Origin of the sequence: Saccharopolyspora rhizosphaerae (assembly GCF_003931915.1) — a bacterium.
GTDB classification, from domain to species: Bacteria; Actinomycetota; Actinomycetes; order Mycobacteriales; family Pseudonocardiaceae; genus Saccharopolyspora; species Saccharopolyspora rhizosphaerae.
Window position 1 is genome coordinate 19061 of sequence record NZ_RSAA01000017.1, and the last position, 19605, is coordinate 38665.

The 19605-nt window shown below is 69.8% G+C and carries 18 protein-coding genes; 9 read left to right on the forward strand and 9 right to left on the reverse strand.

Features of this window, described 5'->3' with window-relative positions; translation table 11 throughout:
* Positions 1-46 precede the first annotated feature (46 nt).
* Positions 47-652, forward strand: coding sequence for a DUF305 domain-containing protein (locus EIL87_RS18255; RefSeq protein WP_125092032.1), 606 nt, complete (start codon positions 47-49; stop codon positions 650-652).
* A 172-nt stretch (positions 653-824) separates the two neighbouring features.
* Here the strand turns inward: EIL87_RS18255 and EIL87_RS18260 are convergent, their stop codons facing one another.
* On the reverse strand, positions 825-1691 hold the full coding sequence (locus EIL87_RS18260; RefSeq protein ID WP_233576353.1) for a GH25 family lysozyme: 867 nt from the start codon (positions 1689-1691) through the stop codon (positions 825-827).
* A gap of 407 nt (positions 1692-2098) precedes the next feature.
* On the opposite strand from EIL87_RS18260, the gene EIL87_RS18265 reads away from it, so the two are divergent.
* The 4 genes from EIL87_RS18265 to EIL87_RS18280 all read left to right on the forward strand — a co-directional run bounded on the left by EIL87_RS18265 (position 2099) and on the right by EIL87_RS18280 (position 6452).
* Positions 2099-3085: a hypothetical protein gene (locus EIL87_RS18265; RefSeq protein ID WP_125091779.1), complete on the forward strand. Its 987-nt coding sequence runs from the start codon at positions 2099-2101 to the stop codon at positions 3083-3085.
* A 391-nt stretch (positions 3086-3476) separates the two neighbouring features.
* Positions 3477-3962, forward strand: coding sequence for a hypothetical protein (locus EIL87_RS18270; protein ID WP_125091780.1), 486 nt, complete (start codon positions 3477-3479; stop codon positions 3960-3962).
* A gap of 241 nt (positions 3963-4203) precedes the next feature.
* On the forward strand, positions 4204-5166 hold the full coding sequence (gene sbnA / locus EIL87_RS18275; RefSeq protein ID WP_267898866.1) for a 2,3-diaminopropionate biosynthesis protein SbnA: 963 nt from the start codon (positions 4204-4206) through the stop codon (positions 5164-5166).
* Complete coding sequence (locus tag EIL87_RS18280; protein ID WP_125091782.1) at positions 5163-6452, forward strand: MFS transporter; 1290 nt, start codon at positions 5163-5165, stop codon at positions 6450-6452. Before sbnA ends, EIL87_RS18280 begins: the two co-directional genes overlap by 4 nt.
* 115 nt (positions 6453-6567) lie before the next feature.
* On the opposite strand, the gene EIL87_RS18285 is transcribed toward EIL87_RS18280, so the two are convergent.
* Positions 6568-8400 (reverse strand): C69 family dipeptidase, encoded by a 1833-nt coding sequence (locus EIL87_RS18285; RefSeq protein ID WP_233576354.1) that lies wholly within the window; start codon positions 8398-8400, stop codon positions 6568-6570.
* A 250-nt stretch (positions 8401-8650) separates the two neighbouring features.
* Here EIL87_RS18285 and EIL87_RS18290 point away from each other — a divergent pair, with 250 nt between their 5' ends.
* A complete protein-coding gene (locus EIL87_RS18290) occupies positions 8651-9442 on the forward strand; it encodes a DUF1684 domain-containing protein (protein ID WP_125091783.1) in 792 nt (263 codons plus the stop codon).
* A gap of 76 nt (positions 9443-9518) precedes the next feature.
* On the opposite strand, the gene eutH is transcribed toward EIL87_RS18290, so the two are convergent.
* From eutH to EIL87_RS26870, 3 genes are all read right to left on the reverse strand, one after another.
* Entirely contained in the window at positions 9519-10757 is a 1239-nt protein-coding gene (gene eutH / locus EIL87_RS18295) for an ethanolamine utilization protein EutH (protein ID WP_125091784.1), read from the reverse strand.
* 29 nt (positions 10758-10786) lie between these two features.
* Positions 10787-12049 (reverse strand): D-arabinono-1,4-lactone oxidase, encoded by a 1263-nt coding sequence (locus EIL87_RS18300; RefSeq protein ID WP_125091785.1) that lies wholly within the window; start codon positions 12047-12049, stop codon positions 10787-10789.
* A gap of 126 nt (positions 12050-12175) precedes the next feature.
* On the reverse strand, positions 12176-12331 hold the full coding sequence (locus EIL87_RS26870; protein ID WP_158628660.1) for a hypothetical protein: 156 nt from the start codon (positions 12329-12331) through the stop codon (positions 12176-12178).
* 250 nt (positions 12332-12581) lie between these two features.
* On the opposite strand from EIL87_RS26870, the gene EIL87_RS18305 reads away from it, so the two are divergent.
* The gene (locus EIL87_RS18305; protein WP_158628661.1) at positions 12582-13325 is read left to right on the forward strand and encodes a FadR/GntR family transcriptional regulator; all 744 of its coding nucleotides are present in this window, start codon (positions 12582-12584) and stop codon (positions 13323-13325) included.
* Between the two features lie 32 nt (positions 13326-13357).
* Positions 13358-14068, forward strand: coding sequence for a cache domain-containing protein (locus EIL87_RS18310; RefSeq protein ID WP_125091787.1), 711 nt, complete (start codon positions 13358-13360; stop codon positions 14066-14068).
* Between the two features lie 44 nt (positions 14069-14112).
* On the opposite strand, the gene EIL87_RS18315 is transcribed toward EIL87_RS18310, so the two are convergent.
* Positions 14113-15084, reverse strand: a complete 972-nt coding sequence (locus EIL87_RS18315) for an FAD-dependent oxidoreductase (protein ID WP_233576355.1) — start codon at positions 15082-15084, stop codon at positions 14113-14115.
* 111 nt (positions 15085-15195) lie between these two features.
* Between EIL87_RS18315 and EIL87_RS18320 the strand changes: the two genes are divergently transcribed.
* The gene (locus tag EIL87_RS18320) at positions 15196-16083 is read left to right on the forward strand and encodes a LysR family transcriptional regulator (protein WP_125091788.1); all 888 of its coding nucleotides are present in this window, start codon (positions 15196-15198) and stop codon (positions 16081-16083) included.
* Positions 16084-16129: 46 nt separating this feature from the next.
* Here the strand turns inward: EIL87_RS18320 and EIL87_RS18325 are convergent, their stop codons facing one another.
* Genes EIL87_RS18325 through EIL87_RS18335 form a run of 3 tightly spaced genes read right to left on the reverse strand, consistent with a single transcriptional unit; the run spans position 16130 to position 19603 of the window.
* The gene (locus EIL87_RS18325) at positions 16130-17632 is read right to left on the reverse strand and encodes a protein kinase family protein (RefSeq protein ID WP_125091789.1); all 1503 of its coding nucleotides are present in this window, start codon (positions 17630-17632) and stop codon (positions 16130-16132) included.
* 21 nt (positions 17633-17653) lie between these two features.
* Positions 17654-18010, reverse strand: coding sequence for a DUF5955 family protein (locus EIL87_RS18330; protein ID WP_125091790.1), 357 nt, complete (start codon positions 18008-18010; stop codon positions 17654-17656).
* 3 nt (positions 18011-18013) lie between these two features.
* The gene (locus EIL87_RS18335; protein WP_125091791.1) at positions 18014-19603 is read right to left on the reverse strand and encodes a hypothetical protein; all 1590 of its coding nucleotides are present in this window, start codon (positions 19601-19603) and stop codon (positions 18014-18016) included.
* Positions 19604-19605 lie beyond the last annotated feature (2 nt).

Here is a 19605-nt window from a genome sequence, read left to right on the forward strand (position 1 = left end):
TTTGCTCCTCCAGCACCCATCGATGAGACGTGGAGAGTTCTTCATGATGAAGCGCACGCGTGTGGCGACCGCTGCGGCGGTCGTCACCATGGCAGCGGCCGTGGCCGCCGGATGTTCCGGCGGTGACGACATGAACCACGTGCAAGGGCACGGGACCCCGCCCAGCGCCGACCAGCAGCAGGAAACCGGGCAGGCGCCGCACAACCAGGCCGACGTCACCTTCGCACGGGGCATGGTCCCGCACCACCAGCAGGCCATCGAGATGTCGCGCATGGCACCCGACCGCGCGGAGTCTCCGGAGGTCAAGGCGCTGGCCGAGCAGATCCAGGCGGCGCAGGGCCCGGAGATCGAGAAGTTGACCGGGTGGTTGCAGAGCTGGGGCGTCGGGGAGCACTCCGGGGTGGAGCACGGCGGCCATGGCGGCGGGATGATGTCGCCTGCGGAGATGCACCGGCTCGGGCGGTCCTCCGGGCCGGAGTTCGACCGGGCGTTCCTGACGATGATGATCGAGCACCACGAAGGGGCGATCGAGATGGCGCGGACCGCGCTCAGCGCCGGGCAGTTCCCCGAGGCCAAGCAGATGGCCCAGCAGATCATCGACACCCAGCAGACCGAGATCGACACCATGAAGCGGTTGCTTGCTTCGACCTGATCTCGATCAGCCTGGCTTGAGGGAGAACGCTTCTCCCGGGGACGACCACGCGAGTCCGTGTCGCACAGCGACTTCCGGTGGACTCCTCCGGTACCCCGCACACTCGCGTTCGGGCCACGCATGAGGAAGGGCGGCCGGGATGATCCCGGCCGCCCTTCAGCGTTCGCTGTTGTCAGCGCACCAAGCGCTCGAGACGAGCGAGGCCTTCCTTGTACTGGTTGAGGTCCGTGTTGGTGCTGATTCCGGGGACCTCGCCCTTGCTGGTGTACTGCCAGAAGTCCCAGTCACCGAAACCGCCGGGAACGGAGGGGCTCTCGACGCCGTAGGACGCCAGCCACAGCGCGTGGTCGTCGAAGGCGTCGGTACCGCCCATGCACTCCTTCCAGAACGACGGGTTGGCGTAGATGATCGCGTCCTTGCCGGTGCGTTCCTTGACCTTCGTGTTGAAGGTCGTGGTCCACTGCTGCATCTGTTCGACGCTCATCCCGTAGCAACCGCCGGCCTTCGGGGCGACTTCCAGGTCCAGCACCGGAGGGAGGGTCTTGCCGTCAGCCTGGTAGTCAGCCGTGGCCAAGAACCGCTCGGCCTGCTCCTCGGCTGAGGACGAGCTCGGCCTCGCGAAGTGGTAGGCGCCGGCGATCAGGCCGGCGTCCTTGGCGCCGTGGTACTGCTCGTTGTAGCGCGGGTTCGTGAAACCGGTGCCGTCGGTCGCCAGCACGAAGGTGAACTTCTTGCCGTCGGCCGCCACCTTGCCCCAGTCGATCTTGCCGTTGTGGTTGGACACGTCGATGCCCTCGACAGGCGGGCCCACCGGGGCTTCGGGCTCGGCCTGCGTCTCGTGCGGAGCGGGCGCCGGTTGCTGCTGAGGTGCGGGGGCGGGCGCCTCAGGTGCGACCGGAGCGGAGGACTGGTGCGGGGCCGGTGGCGCGTGCACCGGGGCTGCCACCGCGGCGTCTCGCACCTCGGCCTGCTGGTCGCTGCCGCAGCCGGTCACCAGGCCGAAGGCACCGACCGCAGCGACTGCTGCCGCAGCCTGCACCGCGCGCCTCCCCGGGGTGGGGAACCCTTCGCGGAGGGCGGTCAGGTGCGCGGCACCCCTCCGCCGGGAGCGCCGCGCCGCCGGTGCTGCCCTACCAGGAAGGTGGTTGTCGGGGTTTCGGGGTTCGTTCGTGTGTTCGGGGGTCACGGGACCACACTTCAGAACACAGCGTGATCACGCCTCGCGGTTTCTACGTGTCCGGGTACCTGGATTTAGCAGATCACGACGGGTGGCTCGAACCCTGGTGTGTCGGAGAGTAACGGGACGCGCGAGAAGCGGAGCGGCGGCAGGCTGAAGGGCACGTTCCGCAGCGGCGTCCGGACCGGCGGTCACGAGCCGGATGTAAGCGGCGGGACAGCGACGGGCGGGACTCTGGCGCGATCGACCAAGACCACGTCGGAGGGCCCATGAAGATCCGGTTCGTGATGGCGTTCGCCGGGGCGCTCGTGATCGCGGCGGGCGGAGTCACCACCACGCGGCCCGCCGCGGCCGAGAAGCTCGAATGGGTGTGCGCGGTGTCCGATCGCGAGCAGTCGCTGCTGCTGCCCGGGTCCGCGGTCGACCGCCTGGTCGCCACCACGCCGTCCTACCGCGGCCCGTGCGCCGAGTACGGCGAGTCCGCGCCGCTCGGCGACGGCACGATCACCGCCTACACCCAGTTCCTCGGCTCACGACCGGTGTCGATCGGCGTGCGGATGTCGGACGCGAGCTTCAGCGGGCTGCCGCAGAACCCACCCACCGACGGCACGCTGTGCTTCGACAAGAACGGCGACGGCAGCAGCGATCCGGTGGAGGAGTGCTCCGGTGGCTACGGGGAGGTGCTCGAACTCGGAGAACACGCGCGGCAGCAGCGGGAGTTCCCGTTCACCTACATCCTCAACAACTGGAACCCGCACGGTCACATCCCGCTCGGGGTGTACGACAAGCCGCACTACGACGTGCACTTCTACCTCAACGACAACGCCGAGCGACTGGCGATCCGCCCCGGCCCGTGCCCGCAGCTGGTGCACTGCGACGACTACGAGCTGGGAAAGCGCCTGCCCGAGCCCCGTTACGTGCCCGCCGACCACACCGACGCTGATGCGATCGAGCCCGCGATGGGCAACCACCTGGTCGACCCGACGGCACCGGAGTTCAACGGCCAGCCCTTCCGGCACACCTGGATCTACGGCACCTGGAACCGCGAGGTGACCTACTACGAACCGATGATCAGCCTCGCCTGGCTCGACGGGCTGCGCACCGGCGCCACCGAGGACGGCTGCCACGAGTACAAGCAGCCCGCCGCCTGGCAGGGACCCGGCTGGTACCCCACCACCTACTGCACCCGTCACAGCGAGACCCGGCAGGAGGTCTCGGTCTCGCTGGAGGACTTCGTCCACTGCGAGGCGTCCTGACAGTGCACTTCGGACCCTTACCACGAGCCCTGCCAGCGCTCAGACCACTCAGGTGCGGCTTGAGACCACGTGCAGTTCTTCGTGACCGCTGCACTCGATCGCGTTGTCGACGCCTACGCGCACGCGCGATGCCGAACCGTGAGTCCCCACCTCACGCCCGATTTTTCACGGCACTTCCGGTGATTCCTCCACGCGGCCGGTCTGAGCTGCCGCTCCGCTGCACCCAGCCACGACTCGCCTGCCCACAGCTAGGACTTGGTTTCCCCGTCCAACGAGCCTGTCACACCAACGAATTCGAGATCAGCGCAAGATGAATCGGTCGTGTGAGAGGGCGCATACCCCTTCGCCAGGTTTTCCTCGCGTCTCTAGTGTGGGGCCCGTGAGGAAGTCGATGACCCGGCAACACGGCGTGGGGAAGCTGCTCGTGCTTCCCCTGCTCGTGCTGGGCTTCCTCCTCGTGCCCTTCGCGCTCCTGCCTGCGCACGGGCTGCCGGGACACGCGGAGTCGATGTCCGCGTCGCATTCCACCACCTCACACCACGGCGCAGCACCCGAGCACTCGCACGCTGGTGAGGCCCAGTCCTCGGCATCGTTCACGGATGAGGCGTCCGCGTCGAGCCACGACCACGGATTCGAGGACGGGGCGCCGCACTGCGACGCCGGGCCGGACTTCAGCGCAGCCGTGCTCACGAGAACGCTGAACAGTTCAGACGACCTGGACCACCTCCTGCTCGCGTTGGTCCTCACCGCGACGACGGTGGCGCTGCTGCCCAGGCAAGCCGCCTGGGCGTCACGGCTGCGGCACTGGCTGTCCCAGCCACCGTGGAGACCAACCGGAACAGCGTTCCTCCACTTCGCGTGCGTCGCGCGAACCTGATCCCCGCCCCAGGCACTCGTCCGGCCGACCGCAGCTGAGAGCGAACCTCGTGCGTTCCTGCAACCACCGCGCGTCGCACGGGCGGTGCCTTCTGCGCGACGGTGACGCCGTTCCCCCGTCGCCGACCTCCGGCGACCGCGTCAGCGTCCGCGCACCGGTTCACGCTCCCCCGCACTTCTCATCGCGGAGGCGCACCGACGTGCGCCCCGAAACCTGGAGGTTCGCAGTGATCCACGATTCGGTGATCGGCTGTGTCGGCTCGACCCCGATGGTGCGACTCAGCCGGTGTTTCCCCGAACCCGACGTGGAAGTCCTCGCCAAACTGGAGATGCTCAACCCAGGCGGCAGCATGAAGGACCGTCCCGCGCGGTTCATCGTCGAACAAGGCTTGGCCGACGGAACTCTCCGTCCCGGGATGCGCCTGGTGGAGAGCACGTCCGGCAACCTCGGCATCGCGCTGGCGATGGCCGCGGGACTGCACGGGTTGTCCTTCACCGCCGTGGTCGACCCGAAGACCTCGCCGACCAACCTGCGTCTGCTGGAACTGTTCGGCGCTGACGTCGAGGTGGTGAGCGAGTCCGACGAAGCGGGCGGCTACCTGCATGCGCGCGTGCGTCGGGCGCAGGAGCTCGTGCGGTCGATCCCGAACGCGGTCCAGATCAACCAGTACGCCAACGAGCTGAACTGGCAGGCCTACCACGAAACGGCCGGCGAGGAGATCCTCGACTCCGTCGACGGACCGATCGACTACCTGGTGGCAGCGGTGTCCACGACCGGCTCCATCCAGGGCATCGCCCGACGACTGCGTCAGGACAACCCCGAGCTCGAGGTGATCGCCGTCGACGCCGTCGGCTCGGTCATCTTCGGCGCACCAGCCGGACCGCGGCAGATCCCCGGCTTCGGAGCCAGCCGCGTGCCCGAGATCTACGACCCGGGCGAGATCGACGACGTCCTGCACATCGCCGACGCGGAGTCGACCGCGGGGTGCCGACGGCTGCTGACCACCGAGAAGGTCTTCGCGGGCGGGTCCTCCGGTGCCGTGATCGCCGGAGTGGAACACCTCATCTCCCGGCTGGGTGGGCCCGCTCGGATCGTCACGGTGCTGCCCGACCGCGGTGAGCGCTACCTCGACCTCGTCTACGACGACGAGTGGGCCGCCAGCCTGCCGGACCCGTGGCAAGAACCTGAGGCGGTGACGCCATGACCCGCGCACTGAGCACGCGAGCCACCCAGCCCCTGCGGCCCGGGGAGCGGGAGGGCGGTCACGGCCGCAACCTCGCTCTGCTGTGGGCGGGGCAGTTCGTCAACACCGCCGGGCTGATGATGCTGGTGCCGATCATGCCCTTCTACCTGGAGCAGATCGGCACCACCGGCCTCGCCGAGACGCAGACCTGGGCCGGGGTGGCCATCGCGGCCCCGGCACTGGCCCTCACCGTCGCCACACCGTTGTGGGGACGCCTCGGCGACCGCATCGGCCGCAAGTGGATGGTCGTCCGCGCACTGCTCGGACTCGCGGTGGCCATGGTCGTCATGGCTACCGCCACCACTCCCCTGCTCCTCGTCGCCGGACGCCTGCTGCAAGGCACCCTCGGCGGCGTCGTCGAAGCCGCAGCCGCCTTCGCCGGCTCCACCGGTTCCGACGAGAAGCGCGGCAGGTCCCTCGGCAAGTCGTTCAGCGCCACAGCGGCGGGAGCCTTGGCCGGCCCCATCGCCGGTGGCCTGTTCGTCGGCTCCGGCGGCCTGCAGCACCTCATGCTGGTCATCGCGGGAGCCGCGGCAGTGCTCGCGGTGACCTGCGCGGTGGGTTTGAGCGAGCCTGGGCGAAGCGCGGCCAGGAGTGCCGAGAGCACGTCACAGCGTCGGCGTCGTCCTTCGGTGCGAGGCGTTCCCGGGGCCGCCGCCCTGGCAGCGGCCGCGATCGCGGCCTACTTCGGCGTCTACGGCCTGATCCCGGTCTACGCCGAACACGTCGAAGGAGTCGTCACCGAGGACGGCGGCGCGAGCGTGTGGGTCGGCGTGCTGCACTCGGTGATGTGGGGCGCGACCCTGCTCGGCTCCTTCTGGTGGGGCAAGCACAACGACCTCACCGGACGACCGCTGCGCACGTTCGCCCTCAGCGCGGCCGGGTGCGCGGTCTCCATCGCCGTCGTCGCCTTACCGCTGGATCCGTTCGCGATGATCCCGCTGCGGTTGGTGCAGGGCTTCTGCTTCGCGGCGCTGGCCCAGTCGTTGTTCCTGCACTTCAGCAGGCATGCACCCGCTGATCACAAGAGCGGCTTCGTCAGCACCGCCAACAGCTACCTGCTCATCGGCCAATCCGCCGGACCCCTGGTGGCCGGTCCGCTGGTCGGGCTCATGCCCGCACCCGGCGCCGTGTTCGTCATGGCCGGTGCCTGTGCGCTGGGGCTTCTGCTGGCGCTCAAGCCGGTCGCGGAGGAGAAGCACTCCCTCGCCGCCCATCCCGGCGCGGGGAACGTCGTGCGGTCCTAGCCCCGCTTTCGGCTCGAGCTCAGCGCCCCTCGGGTTCCTCGAGGGGCGCTGTGCTGTCTGGGTTCCCGCCACGACTGACGGCTCGGGACCGTCCAGCGCCAGTGAGGTTGCGGCCTCAGCCCTTGCGTCGGAGGAAGAACATCCCAGCTGCGCCGATCACCAGGCCGGCGAGCGCCCCCACCACCACGGCCCAGGGGAAGCCGTCCCGCGGTTCCTGCGCCGCGCGGTAGTCGGGCACGTTCGCGGGGTCGCCGACCTGGCCTTTCCGGTCGACGGTGTTCCCGTCGGCCCAGCCGTTGCCCGTGTCGCAGTGCATCCGGTCCCGTGCGCTGACGGCGTCCTCCGGCAGCGACATGCTGAGGCTGCCGGGACGTGCGGTGACCCCGGGCGGTGGGGCCACGTGCGGAGGGCGGACGCCGAACCGCTCCTTGGTCTCAGCCTCGACCTGCTCGACCAGGTGCTCGGTGAGTTCGACCCCGTTCATGGCCCACCGGTTGCTCCAGTCGGTCAGCGTCGCGCGCGCTTCCGGGGCGTTCCCGGCGCGGTAGCTGTCGGCCGCGCGCCGCTGCACATCGCCGATCTCGGCGAGCATCTGCGCCTCGAACCCCTCGTAGGCCTTGGTGACGCGGTCGAGGAAGACCTCCGGGCGGTCGCAGGTGTAGTACATGAGCCGCTTCGACAGGTAGGTCGCCGACCGGGTCGCCTCCTGCGCGGCGTACTCCGGGTTCAGGTAGTTCGCCGACGCGCCCGCGGTCAAGTAGCGGTGCTGCCCGTACTCCGGCGGCACGTCCGTCGCTCCGATGTGCCACGGGATGTACGGGGCGGTCACCGCCGCCGTGTTCGCCACCCACAACGTCGCCAGCTCGGGGTGCGGCAGGTCTGAGCGGAGTTCGGCGACGTGCCCGTAGCCAGAACGGTCGTCAGACCAACGCGGGTCGCGCACCATGCGCTGCATGTCGACCAGCGAGACCTTGCCGAGCCTGCTCAGCTCGGCTTCCAGCGTCGGCGGGTGGCGCCACGGGGCCTTGTCGGTCGGCAGGGACTTGCCCGGGTGACCGGGGAACGGGGTGCCGTAGACCTCCTGGAGGTTGAACGGCTTCCCGCTCGCCGGGTTCCACCAGCCCTGCTGGACCGCGAAGTCCACGAGGTTCGGTGAACCGAGGAAGTCCGGATTCCCGGGTTCGGTCGGGACGTCGCCGATGTACCCGGGGTAGGACACCCGCACGTCGTCCGGACCGAGCCGTTCCGCGGCCCACAAGCCTTGGCCGCCCGCGAACTCCACGAAAACCCAGCCTTCGTTCGCGTCGGCGAACAGGTGCGAGTTGCCGCCGTAGGTGGTGTAGCCGTACCGGTTGATGAGGTCGCCGAGGATCTCCACGGCTTCGCGCGCGGTGTGCGCCCGCTCCATCGCGATCCGGGACAGGTCGCTGTAGCTCGGCCCGGTCTGTCCAGGCGGCGTCATCGCGACCAGCTCCGGACGGGAGTCCGACCACACGTCACGCGCGGCGACGCCGTGCTCGTTCAACCCACCGTTGGTGAGCGGGGCCGGGAATCCGGCGAACTCGGAGTAGTTCGAGGTGATGTACTTCGCGGTCTCCGGCGCCTGGGGGATCTGGGTGAGCTTGCCGGGCAGGTCGGCTTCTTCGGTGGCGCCGACGGTGATCGTCGCGCCCGGCGGGTGCTGCTGCCGCGGCACGATCTCCAGCCAGTGCCCCGAGGGTTCGTGCCCGAAGCCGCCGAGCAAGGTCGAGCCGCTGTCGGTGCGGTTCTTGCCCACGTAGAAGGCGATGCTCTTGTCCGCGCTCGGCCGTTCCGGCGCAGGTGGCGGAGCGGGGACCGGCTCCGCGAGCGCGTGCGTCGGCGCCGCCGCGAGGAGCAGTGCCAGCGCCACAACGGCTCGGCGGGGGTGGAACATGCGGGCCTCCTGCGACTGGTTCTTGCTCAGCACCCCATCGAAGATCCTCGATCAGCGCGGGGCAACCGCAGCGTCTGGGCGGTCACACCGCGGCAGGTCAGCGGATGGCGGGCGAGTACCCGGCAGCCGGGGGAGCAGCCGGGGCGACGGCCGCAACCGGCCGCAGGTCTCGACGCCCGGCCACCCCGGAACTGCAGTTCCACGGTGTGGACGGCTTCGCGGGGTGGGGGTGGGCTCCGTATCGTCGGAGGCATCGGCCGGATGCGACCTCGTGGAGGGCCCCGTGAGCACGTTCATCGAGCAGTGGCAGGAGTGGCACGCGAACCGGGAGCGGGAGCTCGCCGATCCGTACGGCTGGCTGGCCATCGTGTCCCTGGAATGGCTGAGCGACGTTCCCGCGACCTACCCGGGAGCTCCGGGCGTGTGGTGGCAGGACGAGGAGGCCGCCTACGTCGACCCTCGAGGTGCCGAGCTGTCGTACGAGGGCGAACCGATCACCGGGGTTCAGCGCTTCGAGCTGGTCAACAGCGGAGCCGGTACCCGGGTGTCCGCCGGTGACGTGGAAGTCGAGGTGGCACGCCGATCCGGCTACCTGATCCGGGTGCACTCGCCGAAAGCGCCTGTGCTGTGCGAGTTCCGGGGTGTGCCGACCTACGAACCCGACCCGATCTGGGTCGTCACGGGCACGTTCGAGCCCTTCCCCGAGCCGCGCCCGACGACGGTCGGCGCTGTCACGCCCGGCTTGACCCACGTGTACCAGGCCCCGGGGGTGGTGCGCTTCGAACGGGACGGCGTCGAGCACGCGCTGACCGCGTTCAACGGGAAGACCGGCAAGGGCCTGAACATCCTGTTCACCGACGCCACCAGCGGCGTGACGACCTACCCGGCGAACCGCTCGGTGCTCACCGACGAACCGGCCGCCGACGGCACCGTCACCCTCGACTTCAACCGCGCGCTCAACCTCCCCTGCGCCTTCACCGACTTCGCCACCTGCCCACTGCCGCCCGACGGCAACCACCTTCCGTTCGAGGTGACCGCGGGCGAGCTGCTCCCCTACGAGCGCTCCGAATCCTGACCGCCGCACGAGAAGGCCCCTCCGGGAAACCGGAGGGGCCTTCTGCTGCAGTGACCCGTTCAGCGACCGGGACCGCTCACGCGGTCGCCGGTGCGGCGTCGGGATCGGTGTCCTTCTCCGACTCCTCTGCCGCGATCGCTCGCACAGCGGGCAGGGCGATGAGCGCCGCCAGTGCGATGGCGACCAGGCCGCCGGCCAGCTTGCCCAGGACCAGGGGCAGGATGAGGTTCGGCTGGAAGTTCGCCGTGAACGCCAGGTGGTCGCCCACGAGGAACGCCGAGCAGACCGCGAAGGCGATGCACAGCACCTTGTCCTTCGGCGGCATGTGGCGGACGAGCCGGAAAAGGGCCAGCACGTTGGCCGCGGCGGCCAGCAGGCCGGCCGTGCCCTCCGAGCTCATGCCCACCCGGCGCCCGAGCGCGCCCAGGGGACGCACGAGTCCCTTGCGCAACACGTAGACCATGGGGAACGCCCCGGCGAGCATGATCCCGATGTTGCCGGCGACCTCCAACGCGCGGTACTGGTCCTCGGCGTCGGCGATGATCGGGTCGAAGCCCCACCCGCCGAGCACGGTGGAGAACACACCGGTGAAGTGCTCGACGATGCTCAAGGCCAGCACGACCTTCAGCGCTGCGTCCAGGACCCGCCCGAACCCCATGAACAGGCGGATCATGATCGTCGGCACGAACCACAGGGCCGCCGCGAGCAGCACCACGAAGACCACCAGCGGCGCGACGTTGAACATCATGGTTCCGAAGTCCAAACCGGACAGCGGTGCGTTCGACGCGCTGTCGGCGGACACCTCACCGCGCACGGTCGTCCCGGTGGCCAGCAGGATCCCCGTGGTGACCAGCACGCCGACCGGGATCGCCAGCACGCCGGACAACACGCCCAGCGCCATGTAGCGGTGGTCGCGACGGTCCAACATGGCCAGACCGACGGGGATGGTGAAGATGATGGTGGCTCCGGCCATGTAACCGACCACAGTGGCCATGATCCAGCCGCCGGTGCTGCCCGCGGTTTCGTTCGCCAGCTGGTAACCGCCCATGTCCACGGCGATCAAGCTCGTCGCAGCGATCGCCGGGTCCGCTCCGATCGCTCCGAACAGCGGTCCGGCGACCTTCTCGACCAGCGCCGACAAGTACGGGATGGCGGCCATGATCCCGGCGACGGGGATGAAGATGGCGCCGATCGAGTGCAGGCCTTCCTTGAACTCCTGGCCGAGCCCGCTCTCGCTGTCGCGGATCGACGCCACGGCGCCGATCACGACGAACACCATCATCACGTAGATGATCAGGTTCCCGAAGGACTCCACGCGCCCTCCTCCTCTCGGTGGTGGACGACTCAGCCCAGGAGCGGGCGCAGGTGGTCGTTGAGGAACGTGCCGTTCGGGTCGAACTCCCGCCGCACGGACCGGAACGTGTCGTACTCGGGGAACAGTTCACCCAAGCGGTCCCGCGTCATGAAGTGGATCTTCCCCCAGTGCGGACGCGCGTGGTACTGCTGCAGCCGCTGGTCCACGGCGCGCAGGAACGGCCAGTAGTCCGTCCCGGGCGCGCCCGACACCGAGATCACCATGGTGGCGCGCTGGTAGTTCGGCGAGAGGTAGGCGTCGTCGGCCGCGGTCCAGCGCACCTCGATCGGGTAGAGCTGGTCGGGGAACTCGTCGAGCATGAGACGGCGGATCGTGTTGAGCGCTTCCAGGCCGTGCTCGGCCGGAACCATGTACTCCATCTCGTGGAAGGGCTCGTCGTAGCCGCCGGGGTAGACGCGGTAGGCGCGGTCGGTCCGGTTGCCCACGTCGTCGGAGACCAGGCCCTCGGGCTCGGTGACCTCGACCTCGTCGTAGATCTTGACGTAGCAGTGGTTGCTCATCGGCTGGTCGGGCGGCGCCGGGAGCTGGTAGAGGTCCACGGAGTGGTCAGCGGGGCACCAGAAGAACGAGAAGTGCCGGTGGTGGGCGATCAGGTCGTCCCAGTTGTCCTCGATCTCCTGCCACGGCCGGTAACTGATCTCCTCCTTGATGTAGTAGGAGGGCGACACCGCCAGCTCGACCTCGAGCATCACGCCGAGCGAGCCGATCGCGACCTGCGCAGCGCGCAGCTCCCGCATCTGGTTCTCGTCGACCTCGACGACCTCGCCGTGCCCGTTGACCAGTCGCACCCGGCGCATCGCCGCGGACATGTTCGGCAGCTCGATGCCGGAGCCGTGCGTGGCCGTCGAGAGCGCACCGGCGATGACCTGCTTGTCGATGTCGCCCTGGTTGGACAGCGACAACCCGGCGTCCCACAGCGGCTCGCCGAGCTGGCCGACCGTGGTGCCCGCCAGCGCGCTGGCCCGCAGGCGCTGCGGATCGGTCGCCGTGACCCCGCTGAGCTGGGTCAGGTCGAGCATGAGCCCACCGGTGGGCACGACAGGCGTGAACGAGTGCCCCGTTCCGGCGACCCGCACGTTCATGCCCTGCCGGATCGCGTAGCGGACGGCGTCGACGACTTCGGACTCGTCGCGGGGCTGGACGTACATCGCCGCGGTGGCGGTGTGGTTCCCGGCCCAGTTGGTCCAGACTCGGTCGTAGCTGATGGGTGCGGACAGCGAGGGCTCGGTCAAGAGGATGCTCCGATCTAGCTGCGCAACAGGTTCCGATCAGTCGTCGGCGCGCGCCTCCCGCGTTCGGGGGCGCGTGCTCGGACAAGCGCGGCGCGCGGAGTCAGCGCTGAGTGGTGCGCGGACCGATCAGGACCCGTTGACCGTGACGTGCGTCGTTCGGAAGTGGTCGGCCGATTCGCGGGCGGGCTGAGCGCGCCGGCGGCCGGGTCGTTCTGCGAGCGCTCCGCACCCGGCGGCGCGGGCGTGGCCCAGCGCACCGGTCGAGCGGAGCTCCATCGTCATCGAGCTGCTCCCTGAGGACTCGTCGAAGACGCGGACCAGCGGGCAAGTGCAGCGGTGAACTCTGCCTGCGGCGCCTCCGGGTGGACAGCGGCGCAGAAAACATACAAAACTCAATTTTAAATGACAAGAGTGTTCGAGCCCGGCCGCTCGGTAGGTATGCTCCTCCGGTGCCACGGCGTGCGGGGCGTCCGAACGGTCTTCCCGCACGCCGAACCCGCCGGATCAGTTGGTGAGCAGAGGAAGCACAGCGGTGTCGAGTTTTGCTGCGTACCTGCGGTTGGACGCCACCGAAGGTCCGGGGCTCCCCCAGAACGTGGCGCGGCAGCTGGAAACCGCGATCGCGGTCGGACTGCTGAGCCACGGCGATCGGCTGCCACCGGAATCCGAACTCGCGGGCGAGCTGGGTGTTTCCACCGGCACCCTCCGTCAAGCACTGGAAACCCTGCGCCAGCGCGGCGCCATCGAGACCCGCCGCGGGCGCGGCGGCGGCAGCTTCGTGCGCAACGCCTCCAAGCTGCCGCCCGCGGAGGTGCTCGAGCAGCTCCGCCAGCGCAGCGCCGACTCGATCCGCGACCTCGGGGATGCTTGCGCCGCCGTGGTGGGCGGGGCCGCCCACCTGGCCGCGCAGCGGGCCGTCAGCGACGACGTGGACCGGCTGCGGCGGCTGGCCGAGCACTTCCGCTCCGCGTCCACTGCGGATGAGCGGCGCCGGGCGGACAGCCGATTCCACATCGAGATCGGTGTGATCGCGCACTCCGCCCGCCTCACGCAAGCCATCGTCCAGCTGCACGACGAGCTGGCGTCGCTGTTCTGGATGGTCGGCGGTGAGGCCGAGCACCACCCCATGACCGAATCCGCGCACAACGCCGCCATCACGGCCATCGACGGTGCCGACGGGGACACCGCGCGTGCTGTGGTGATGCGCGACGTGGAAGGCCGGGTGCAGCACCTGATGGACCTGCACCTGGACCTGGCGGCGCGCGGTGAACCATGATGGCGACATCGCGCAAGCAGAGGTGAAGGATCGTGAACGACGGAGATCTCGCGAGGCTGCGCCGGTGCGCGGAACGCATCCGAGCACGGGTCGACCGCGCGCTCGATGACCTCGGTTCAGCCCAGGCCGAGATCGTCCGCCTGCTCGCGCAGGCACAGCGTCCGCTGCGCCGAGCCGACGTGGTGCAGGTGCAACCGCCGCTGCTGCGGGTGCTCGAGCAGAACCGCGGCTTCGTCCAGGGCGTGGGCCTCGCGCTCGACGACGGCCACCTCAGCGACGCACCGCGCTGGATGGAGTGGTGGCGCAGCGAGGACGACGAGCCGGCCCGCTTCGTCCGGCACCACCTCGACCCGGAGCACAGCCACTTCTACGACTACGTCAGCAACGACTGGTTCGCACTGCCCCGGCGGACGATGCGCCCGGCGGTCGTCGGCCCGTTCGTCGACTTCGCCGGGACCAACGAGCACACCATCACCCTGGCCGTTCCGGTGATCCACGACGACGGTTTCGTCGACGTGCTGGGCGCCGACGTCGCCGTCGAGTGCGTCGAGCGCCTGTTGATCGAGTCGAGCTCACGGGCACCGCACGCCGTGCTGCTCAACGAGCACGACCGCGTCGTGGCCTCGACCAGCGCCCGGTGGTGGAGCGGAACTCTCCTGCGCGGGGATGCTGGTGCCGAGTGGTCCGAGGAGATCGACCTCGGCGGCGAGCTGCGCTGGCGCCTGGTGGCCACACCCCGCTGACGAGCAGTCCTCTTCGGACGAACGCTGTGGACCGTCCACGGCGTTCACACGGCAGCTGCCTCCAGCGCGTGCTCGACGAGATCAGCCGTGTCGCGGGCGCTTCCCCAGGACAAGGTGATGCCGGCTCCACCGTGGCCGTAGTTGTGCACGACCGCGCGGCCGGGGACCAGGTCGTGGTCCCGTTCGACGCGGGGTCCGTCGTCGCGGTGGGGGCGCAGGCCGGCGTGGTGTTCCAGGACGCGGGCCCGGTGCAGTTCGGGGACGAGTTCGGTCGCACGCGCCCACAGCCGCTGCGCCGTGGCGGGGTCCGGTGTGGTGTCGGTCGTCCCGGGTTCGAAGGTGCCGCCGATGATCACGTCGCGGTGCCGGGGGTGGACGTAGGTGTGCCCGCCCGGGTGCTGTTCGTCCCGCACGGACGTCGAGAGCCCCGGGTTCGACGCTCGGATGACCTGCCCGCGGACGGGCTGCACGGTCGTGTCGCCGCACAGCGTGCGCGCGGCCAGCCCGGTGGCGTTGACCACGGTCCTCGCGCGGTCGGCGAGCTCCGCCAGCGACTCCACGCTCCTGGTCCGCACCTCGACGCCGAGGTCGAGCGCCTGCGCGTGCAGCCAGGGCAGGTACACCGGGACCTCCACCAGCGGCACGGAGAAGCGCCACGTGCCGGTGAAGGGGTGCTCCGCGCCTTCGGTCGCGAACCCGGGCACCGCCGTCGACCACCACGGGTCTGCCGGCAGCGGGTTCCGGTGCAGCATGCGGGTGTCGATCATGCGCACCCCGGGCACGCCCTGCGACGCCTGGTCGGCGAAGACGTCGAAGCTCTCCTGGGCGTAGGCGAACGCGCGCTCGCTGCCACCGATGCCGACCGGGTACCAGACCGCGGCCGCCAGCCACGACGTCGTCCTCGCGGGTTCGTCGGCGGTGACCACGCACACCCGCGCACCACGGTGGCGCAGCTCGACGGCGCAGGTCATCCCCACGATGCCGGCACCGACCACCACGACGTCGAACTCCTCCACCTTTGCTCCGCCCTCCCACGACGACACGAACGGCACCAGTCCACGTCCCCACCAGGCGGTTGTCCAAGATCCGATTGGTATGCACCCATAAGGTGCGCTTATAGTAGCTGGATGGAGGTCCGTCGGCTGCGCTACCTGGTTCGCCTGGCCGAGCACCGCAGCTTCACCCGCGCAGCGGCGTCGCTGCACATCGCCCAGCCCGCGCTCAGCCAGCAGATCCGGCTGCTCGAACGCGAGCTCGGCGCGGAGCTCGTCGAGCGCAGGCCGACCGGTGTGACGCTGACCGCGGTCGGCGAGGTCGCCGTCACCGAAGCCCAGCAGGTGCTGGACCGGATCGACCGCGCCGAACGAGCCATCCGCAACGCCGCCACCGGCCAGGCCGGCCGGCTGCGCGTGGCCTACACGCGCTCGGCGCCCGGGGGCGTGGCGGCCGAACTCGTCGACCGCTTCCGCAGGCACCACCCCGACGTCGACCTCGCGCTCACCACCGGCTGGACCGCCCGCAACCTCCACGAGCTGCGCACCGGCTCGCTGGACGCCGCGTTCGTCCGCACGCCGCTGGAGCTGCACGACCTGCGCTGCGTGCCGCTGACCACCGAGGAACTCCTGCTGGCCGTGCCCTCGGGGCACGCGCTGGGGCCGGTGCGCACGGTTCGACGCGACCAGATCGAGGGCGAGCCGGTCGTCCTGTGGCCGCGGGAGAACGCACCGGGCATGTACGACCGGATCGTCCACCAGCTCTGGCCGGGTTCGAGCCCGCGCGTCGTGCGCGAGGAGCCCGACGACGAGCAGCTCCTCCGCGCGGTCGCCGGCGGCGCGGGTATCGCGCCCGTGCCGGGGCCTCGGGCGCGGTCGCTGCGCACCCGAGGTGTGCGGCTCAAGCACCTCGCGGCACCGCGCCCCACCGTGGACCTCGCCTTGGCCTACCACCCTGACACGACTCCCGCGCTCGACCACTTCCTCGAGCTCTGCGCGCAGATCGCCGGCCTTCGCGGGTGAAGGCGTTCACCCACGCCCGTCGAACGACCTCGCCATCACGCTGTGTTCAGCTCGGGAAGGTGAAGCACACGAGGGACGAGCCCTCGTCGGCGGTGAGGGAGTAGTAGCGAGCGGTGTCGGACGAGCTCCTCGCGCACGGCGCGGTCGGGTCGGTCTTCACGCTGTCGACGACGAGGACCGTGTTGTAGTCGCTGGGAAGCTCGGTCTCGTCGCAGTCGACCGCGGTGCTGGTTCCGATGCGTACGCCGTCGTCCCCGGTGAGCTCGGCGAGCACGCAGTACCGCGGCACCCACACGCGGTCGAGGCACAGCGTCGTGGTGTCGCCGGAATCGCCCGTGTAGCTCCACGGCACGTGGTCCTCGGACTCGCTCCGGCAGTCCGTGCTGTCGAGCGTGGTGCTGATGACCAGGAAGACACCAGCCGTGTCGTGGTCGCACGGAACCGGATCCGGTGGGACCGACGTGTTCCACTCACCGTCACCCGACTGGTAGATCGGGAGGCAGCTCCCCTCCTGCACGTCGTCGAAAGCTTCTTCCGTGGAGTCCGACGTGGTGGTCGTCGTCGTGCCGCTCTCGTCCCAGTAGTCAGACTCGTCGCTGTCCCAGTAGTACGACTCGTCACCATCCTCCGAGGACTCGTCGGAGGACGTGCTGTCCGATGTGGACACGCCGTCCGAGTCGTACGACGACGTGCCCGAATCCTCCAGCTGGATGAGGCCAACGGTGACCAGGAGGAGGAGTCCGATCGCCACGACCACCCCGACCACCGGGAACAACCGGTACGGCGCCTGGTCGGCGGGAACCTCGGACTCGGGCCGGGGTGCCACCACCCGGTCCGCGGGAGCCTCCACGAGCCCCCACGCTTCGTCCGCGCTGGGTCGCTGGGCGGGGTCCGCTGCGCGCATGCGCGCGATCAGCTGACCCAGTTCGCCGCCGTGCGCAGGCGTTCCGGAGTGCCCCGGTGACCGTCCCTCGAGCGCGTGGAGCAGCGTCGATCCCAGCGCGTGCACGTCACCGGCCGGGCTCGGGTCGCGGCCTTCGGGCGGGTGGTACGAGGAGTCGTCGACGGGCACGTCGAACCCGGTGAGCAGCGCTTCGCCGGTGCCCGTCAGCCGCACCGCCGCGGGCGAGAGGGAGCCGTGCGTGATGCCCTCGCTGTGCGCAGCCGACAACGCCCGGAGGAGGTCTCGCGCGATCGGCTCCACGGTCGTGGCCGCGGCAGGTCCGTAGGTCGCGATGTCCTCGGCGAGGGTGCGTCCTTCGACGAGCCTGCTCACCGACCAGACGACGTCCTCGTCGGCGAGCAGGTGGTCGGCGAAGACCAGGTTCGGAGCCTTCCGGAGCGCGACGGTCCGGTGCTGGGCGTGCTCGCCCCGGTCCTGCTCGAACCGCGCGACCCGATCACTCGCGTCCTGCGCTGAGCGCACGCGAACCCGTTCCAGGCTCACCTGCTCGCCGTTGATCTCGTCGCGGGCTCGCCACCGCTGCCCGGCACCCCGGAGGAGCCGGTACCGCCCGCCGACGAGCTCGCCTTCTTCCGCTCGTGCCATGCCGATGCGCCCTCGTCCCGCTCAGCCGAACAAGGAGCTCACGGCTCCTTGCACGTTGGTCACCGCGGTGGCCAGCTCCCCCACCTGCCCCACCGACGACGAGATCCCGCTCAGCAGCCGGGAAATCCTGCCCTGGTCCGGGTTCTCGCCGTCCGCGGCGTCGGCGAGCGCTTCGGCGTCGCGCACCACCTCGTCGTCTTCGAGCCGCCCGTCGGCTCGGGCTGCCCGCAGTTCCCCCAGCAGCTGTTCGACCTGTCTCTGGAGCTCTCGCACTTGCTGCGCGTTCCCGTGGGAGACGGCTCGCGCTCCTGGGCCGACCGCCACGGCGTCGGCGTTGAACTGGCCCGATCCGCTGACGTTGATCCCGTAGTTGTTCATGGGTCACTTCCCCCTGCTGTTCTGCACTGCCGCCCCGGCCCGGGCGAACGTGCTCCCTGCCCGGGCGAACGCGTGAGAGATCGGGTTCCTGCCGACGGCAACGCTGCCGGCCTTGAAGCTGCCCTGCCCGGACACGTAGATCCCGCTGTTCAGGATCGTCGTCTGGCGTTCCCGCAGATCGCTCGTGTCGATGTTGTGCGCCTCCAGGAACTCCTCGAGCGCGTCCACCACGCGCCTTTCGGCGAGCTTGGAGTACATCTCCTTGTCCAAGCTCTGGAAGTACCGGTGGTACCGGAAGTCCGAGGCCCTCTCGCGCAGGTTGATGACGGCTCCGTAGTTGAAGCTGCGTTCGTGCGTGATCTCCCGCTTCTCGCGCCGGTGCGTGAACTCCGCCACGACGGGTGCGATCACGACTCCCCAGATGCGCTGGACCGCGCCGAACGTGGTGGGGACGAACCTGGCCAGGCTCGACCCGGCCAACCTCACGAACTGGCGGGGTGTCGGGTTGCCCAACAGCCGGTCCACGTGCTGGTAGCGCTCCTGGAGCGGTCGCAGCAAGGAGTAGTTCGCCTCGACGTAGAGCTGGTCCTTGCGGGGCATCAGCGCGAAGCGGAGGAACATCGTGACCACGAGTTCCCCGCTCCACCCGCCCACGCGGACGACCAGGTACGGACGTGCTCGGCTCTGGGGGTCCTCGCGCAACTGCGCGATCAGTGGTTCGTCGACGCGGGAGGCGGGGGCGGCCAGTTCGTCCGGCAGGATCGCCTGCTTCACGGGAGCTTCGAGGCCGTGCAACAGGTCCTGGCCGCTGACGAAGACCCGGTCCTCGACCATGACGCCCGGCAGGCCGATGCCGCGCACCGCGTCCGCGACGAAGTCGCGCAGCTCGGCGGTGGTGAAGTCGATGGCCTCCTCGCCTTCGGCCGCCTTGGCCACGTTCAGGGTGAACGACCAGTTGCCGAACGGGGTGCCGTGCCCGGCGAAGGGACCGTAGTTGGCGAAGACCGTGACGTTCCCGCGGTCGTGGACCGAGACGGCCTCCAACCGCTTCCTGGTCGCTTCGCTGGTGGGTGCCGGGGCGTTCGCCGGGTTGAAACAGGAACGGCGGAAGTGCCTGGCGAGAACGCCGTAGTAGGTGGACAGGGTTTCTACGAACATGACCGCCCACCCGGCGAAGAGCGGGAGCAGCACCCACTCGGGTTCCGGACTGCTGAGCAGCCCGAGACCGATCAGCAGCAGGACCACGAGCAGCACGTCCCGGGTCAACTGCCTGCTGCGTGCCGCCACGCCCCACTTGAGGACCGTGACGAGGTCGATGCCCGGCGAGGAGGTGATCGACCGGTACTCCTCCCGCAGGAGGTGCTTGTGCGCCAGCTCGTTGAGACCCGCGTTCATCTGGAGCGCGGCGCAGAGGTACCGGGTGGCGTCGCGGTTGAAGCCGGTGCCCGGCACGACACGTGCCGCAGGCTCGCCCAGGCGCGTCAAGCCTCCACCGGCGGCCCCTTCCGCAGCCCGTGGCCGTCCGCACTTCCAGCACAGGACGAAGTCGTCCTCGTTGGTGACGCCGCAGGAGTGGCACTTCATCTGATCCACCG

Excerpts from the sequence above, each read along its gene's own strand:
- EIL87_RS18325 (WP_125091789.1), bottom strand. The coding sequence starts at position 17,632 with ATGGCACGAGCGGAAGAAGGCGAGCTCGTCGGCGGGCGGTACCGGCTC.
- EIL87_RS18265 (WP_125091779.1), top strand. The coding sequence starts at position 2,099 with ATGAAGATCCGGTTCGTGATGGCGTTCGCCGGGGCGCTCGTGATCGCG.
- EIL87_RS18280 (WP_125091782.1), top strand. The coding sequence starts at position 5,163 with ATGACCCGCGCACTGAGCACGCGAGCCACCCAGCCCCTGCGGCCCGGG.
- EIL87_RS18255 (WP_125092032.1), top strand. The coding sequence starts at position 47 with ATGAAGCGCACGCGTGTGGCGACCGCTGCGGCGGTCGTCACCATGGCA.
- EIL87_RS26870 (WP_158628660.1), bottom strand. The coding sequence starts at position 12,331 with ATGACGATGGAGCTCCGCTCGACCGGTGCGCTGGGCCACGCCCGCGCC.
- EIL87_RS18330 (WP_125091790.1), bottom strand. The coding sequence starts at position 18,010 with ATGAACAACTACGGGATCAACGTCAGCGGATCGGGCCAGTTCAACGCC.
- EIL87_RS18320 (WP_125091788.1), top strand. The coding sequence starts at position 15,196 with ATGGAGGTCCGTCGGCTGCGCTACCTGGTTCGCCTGGCCGAGCACCGC.
- EIL87_RS18270 (WP_125091780.1), top strand. The coding sequence starts at position 3,477 with ATGACCCGGCAACACGGCGTGGGGAAGCTGCTCGTGCTTCCCCTGCTC.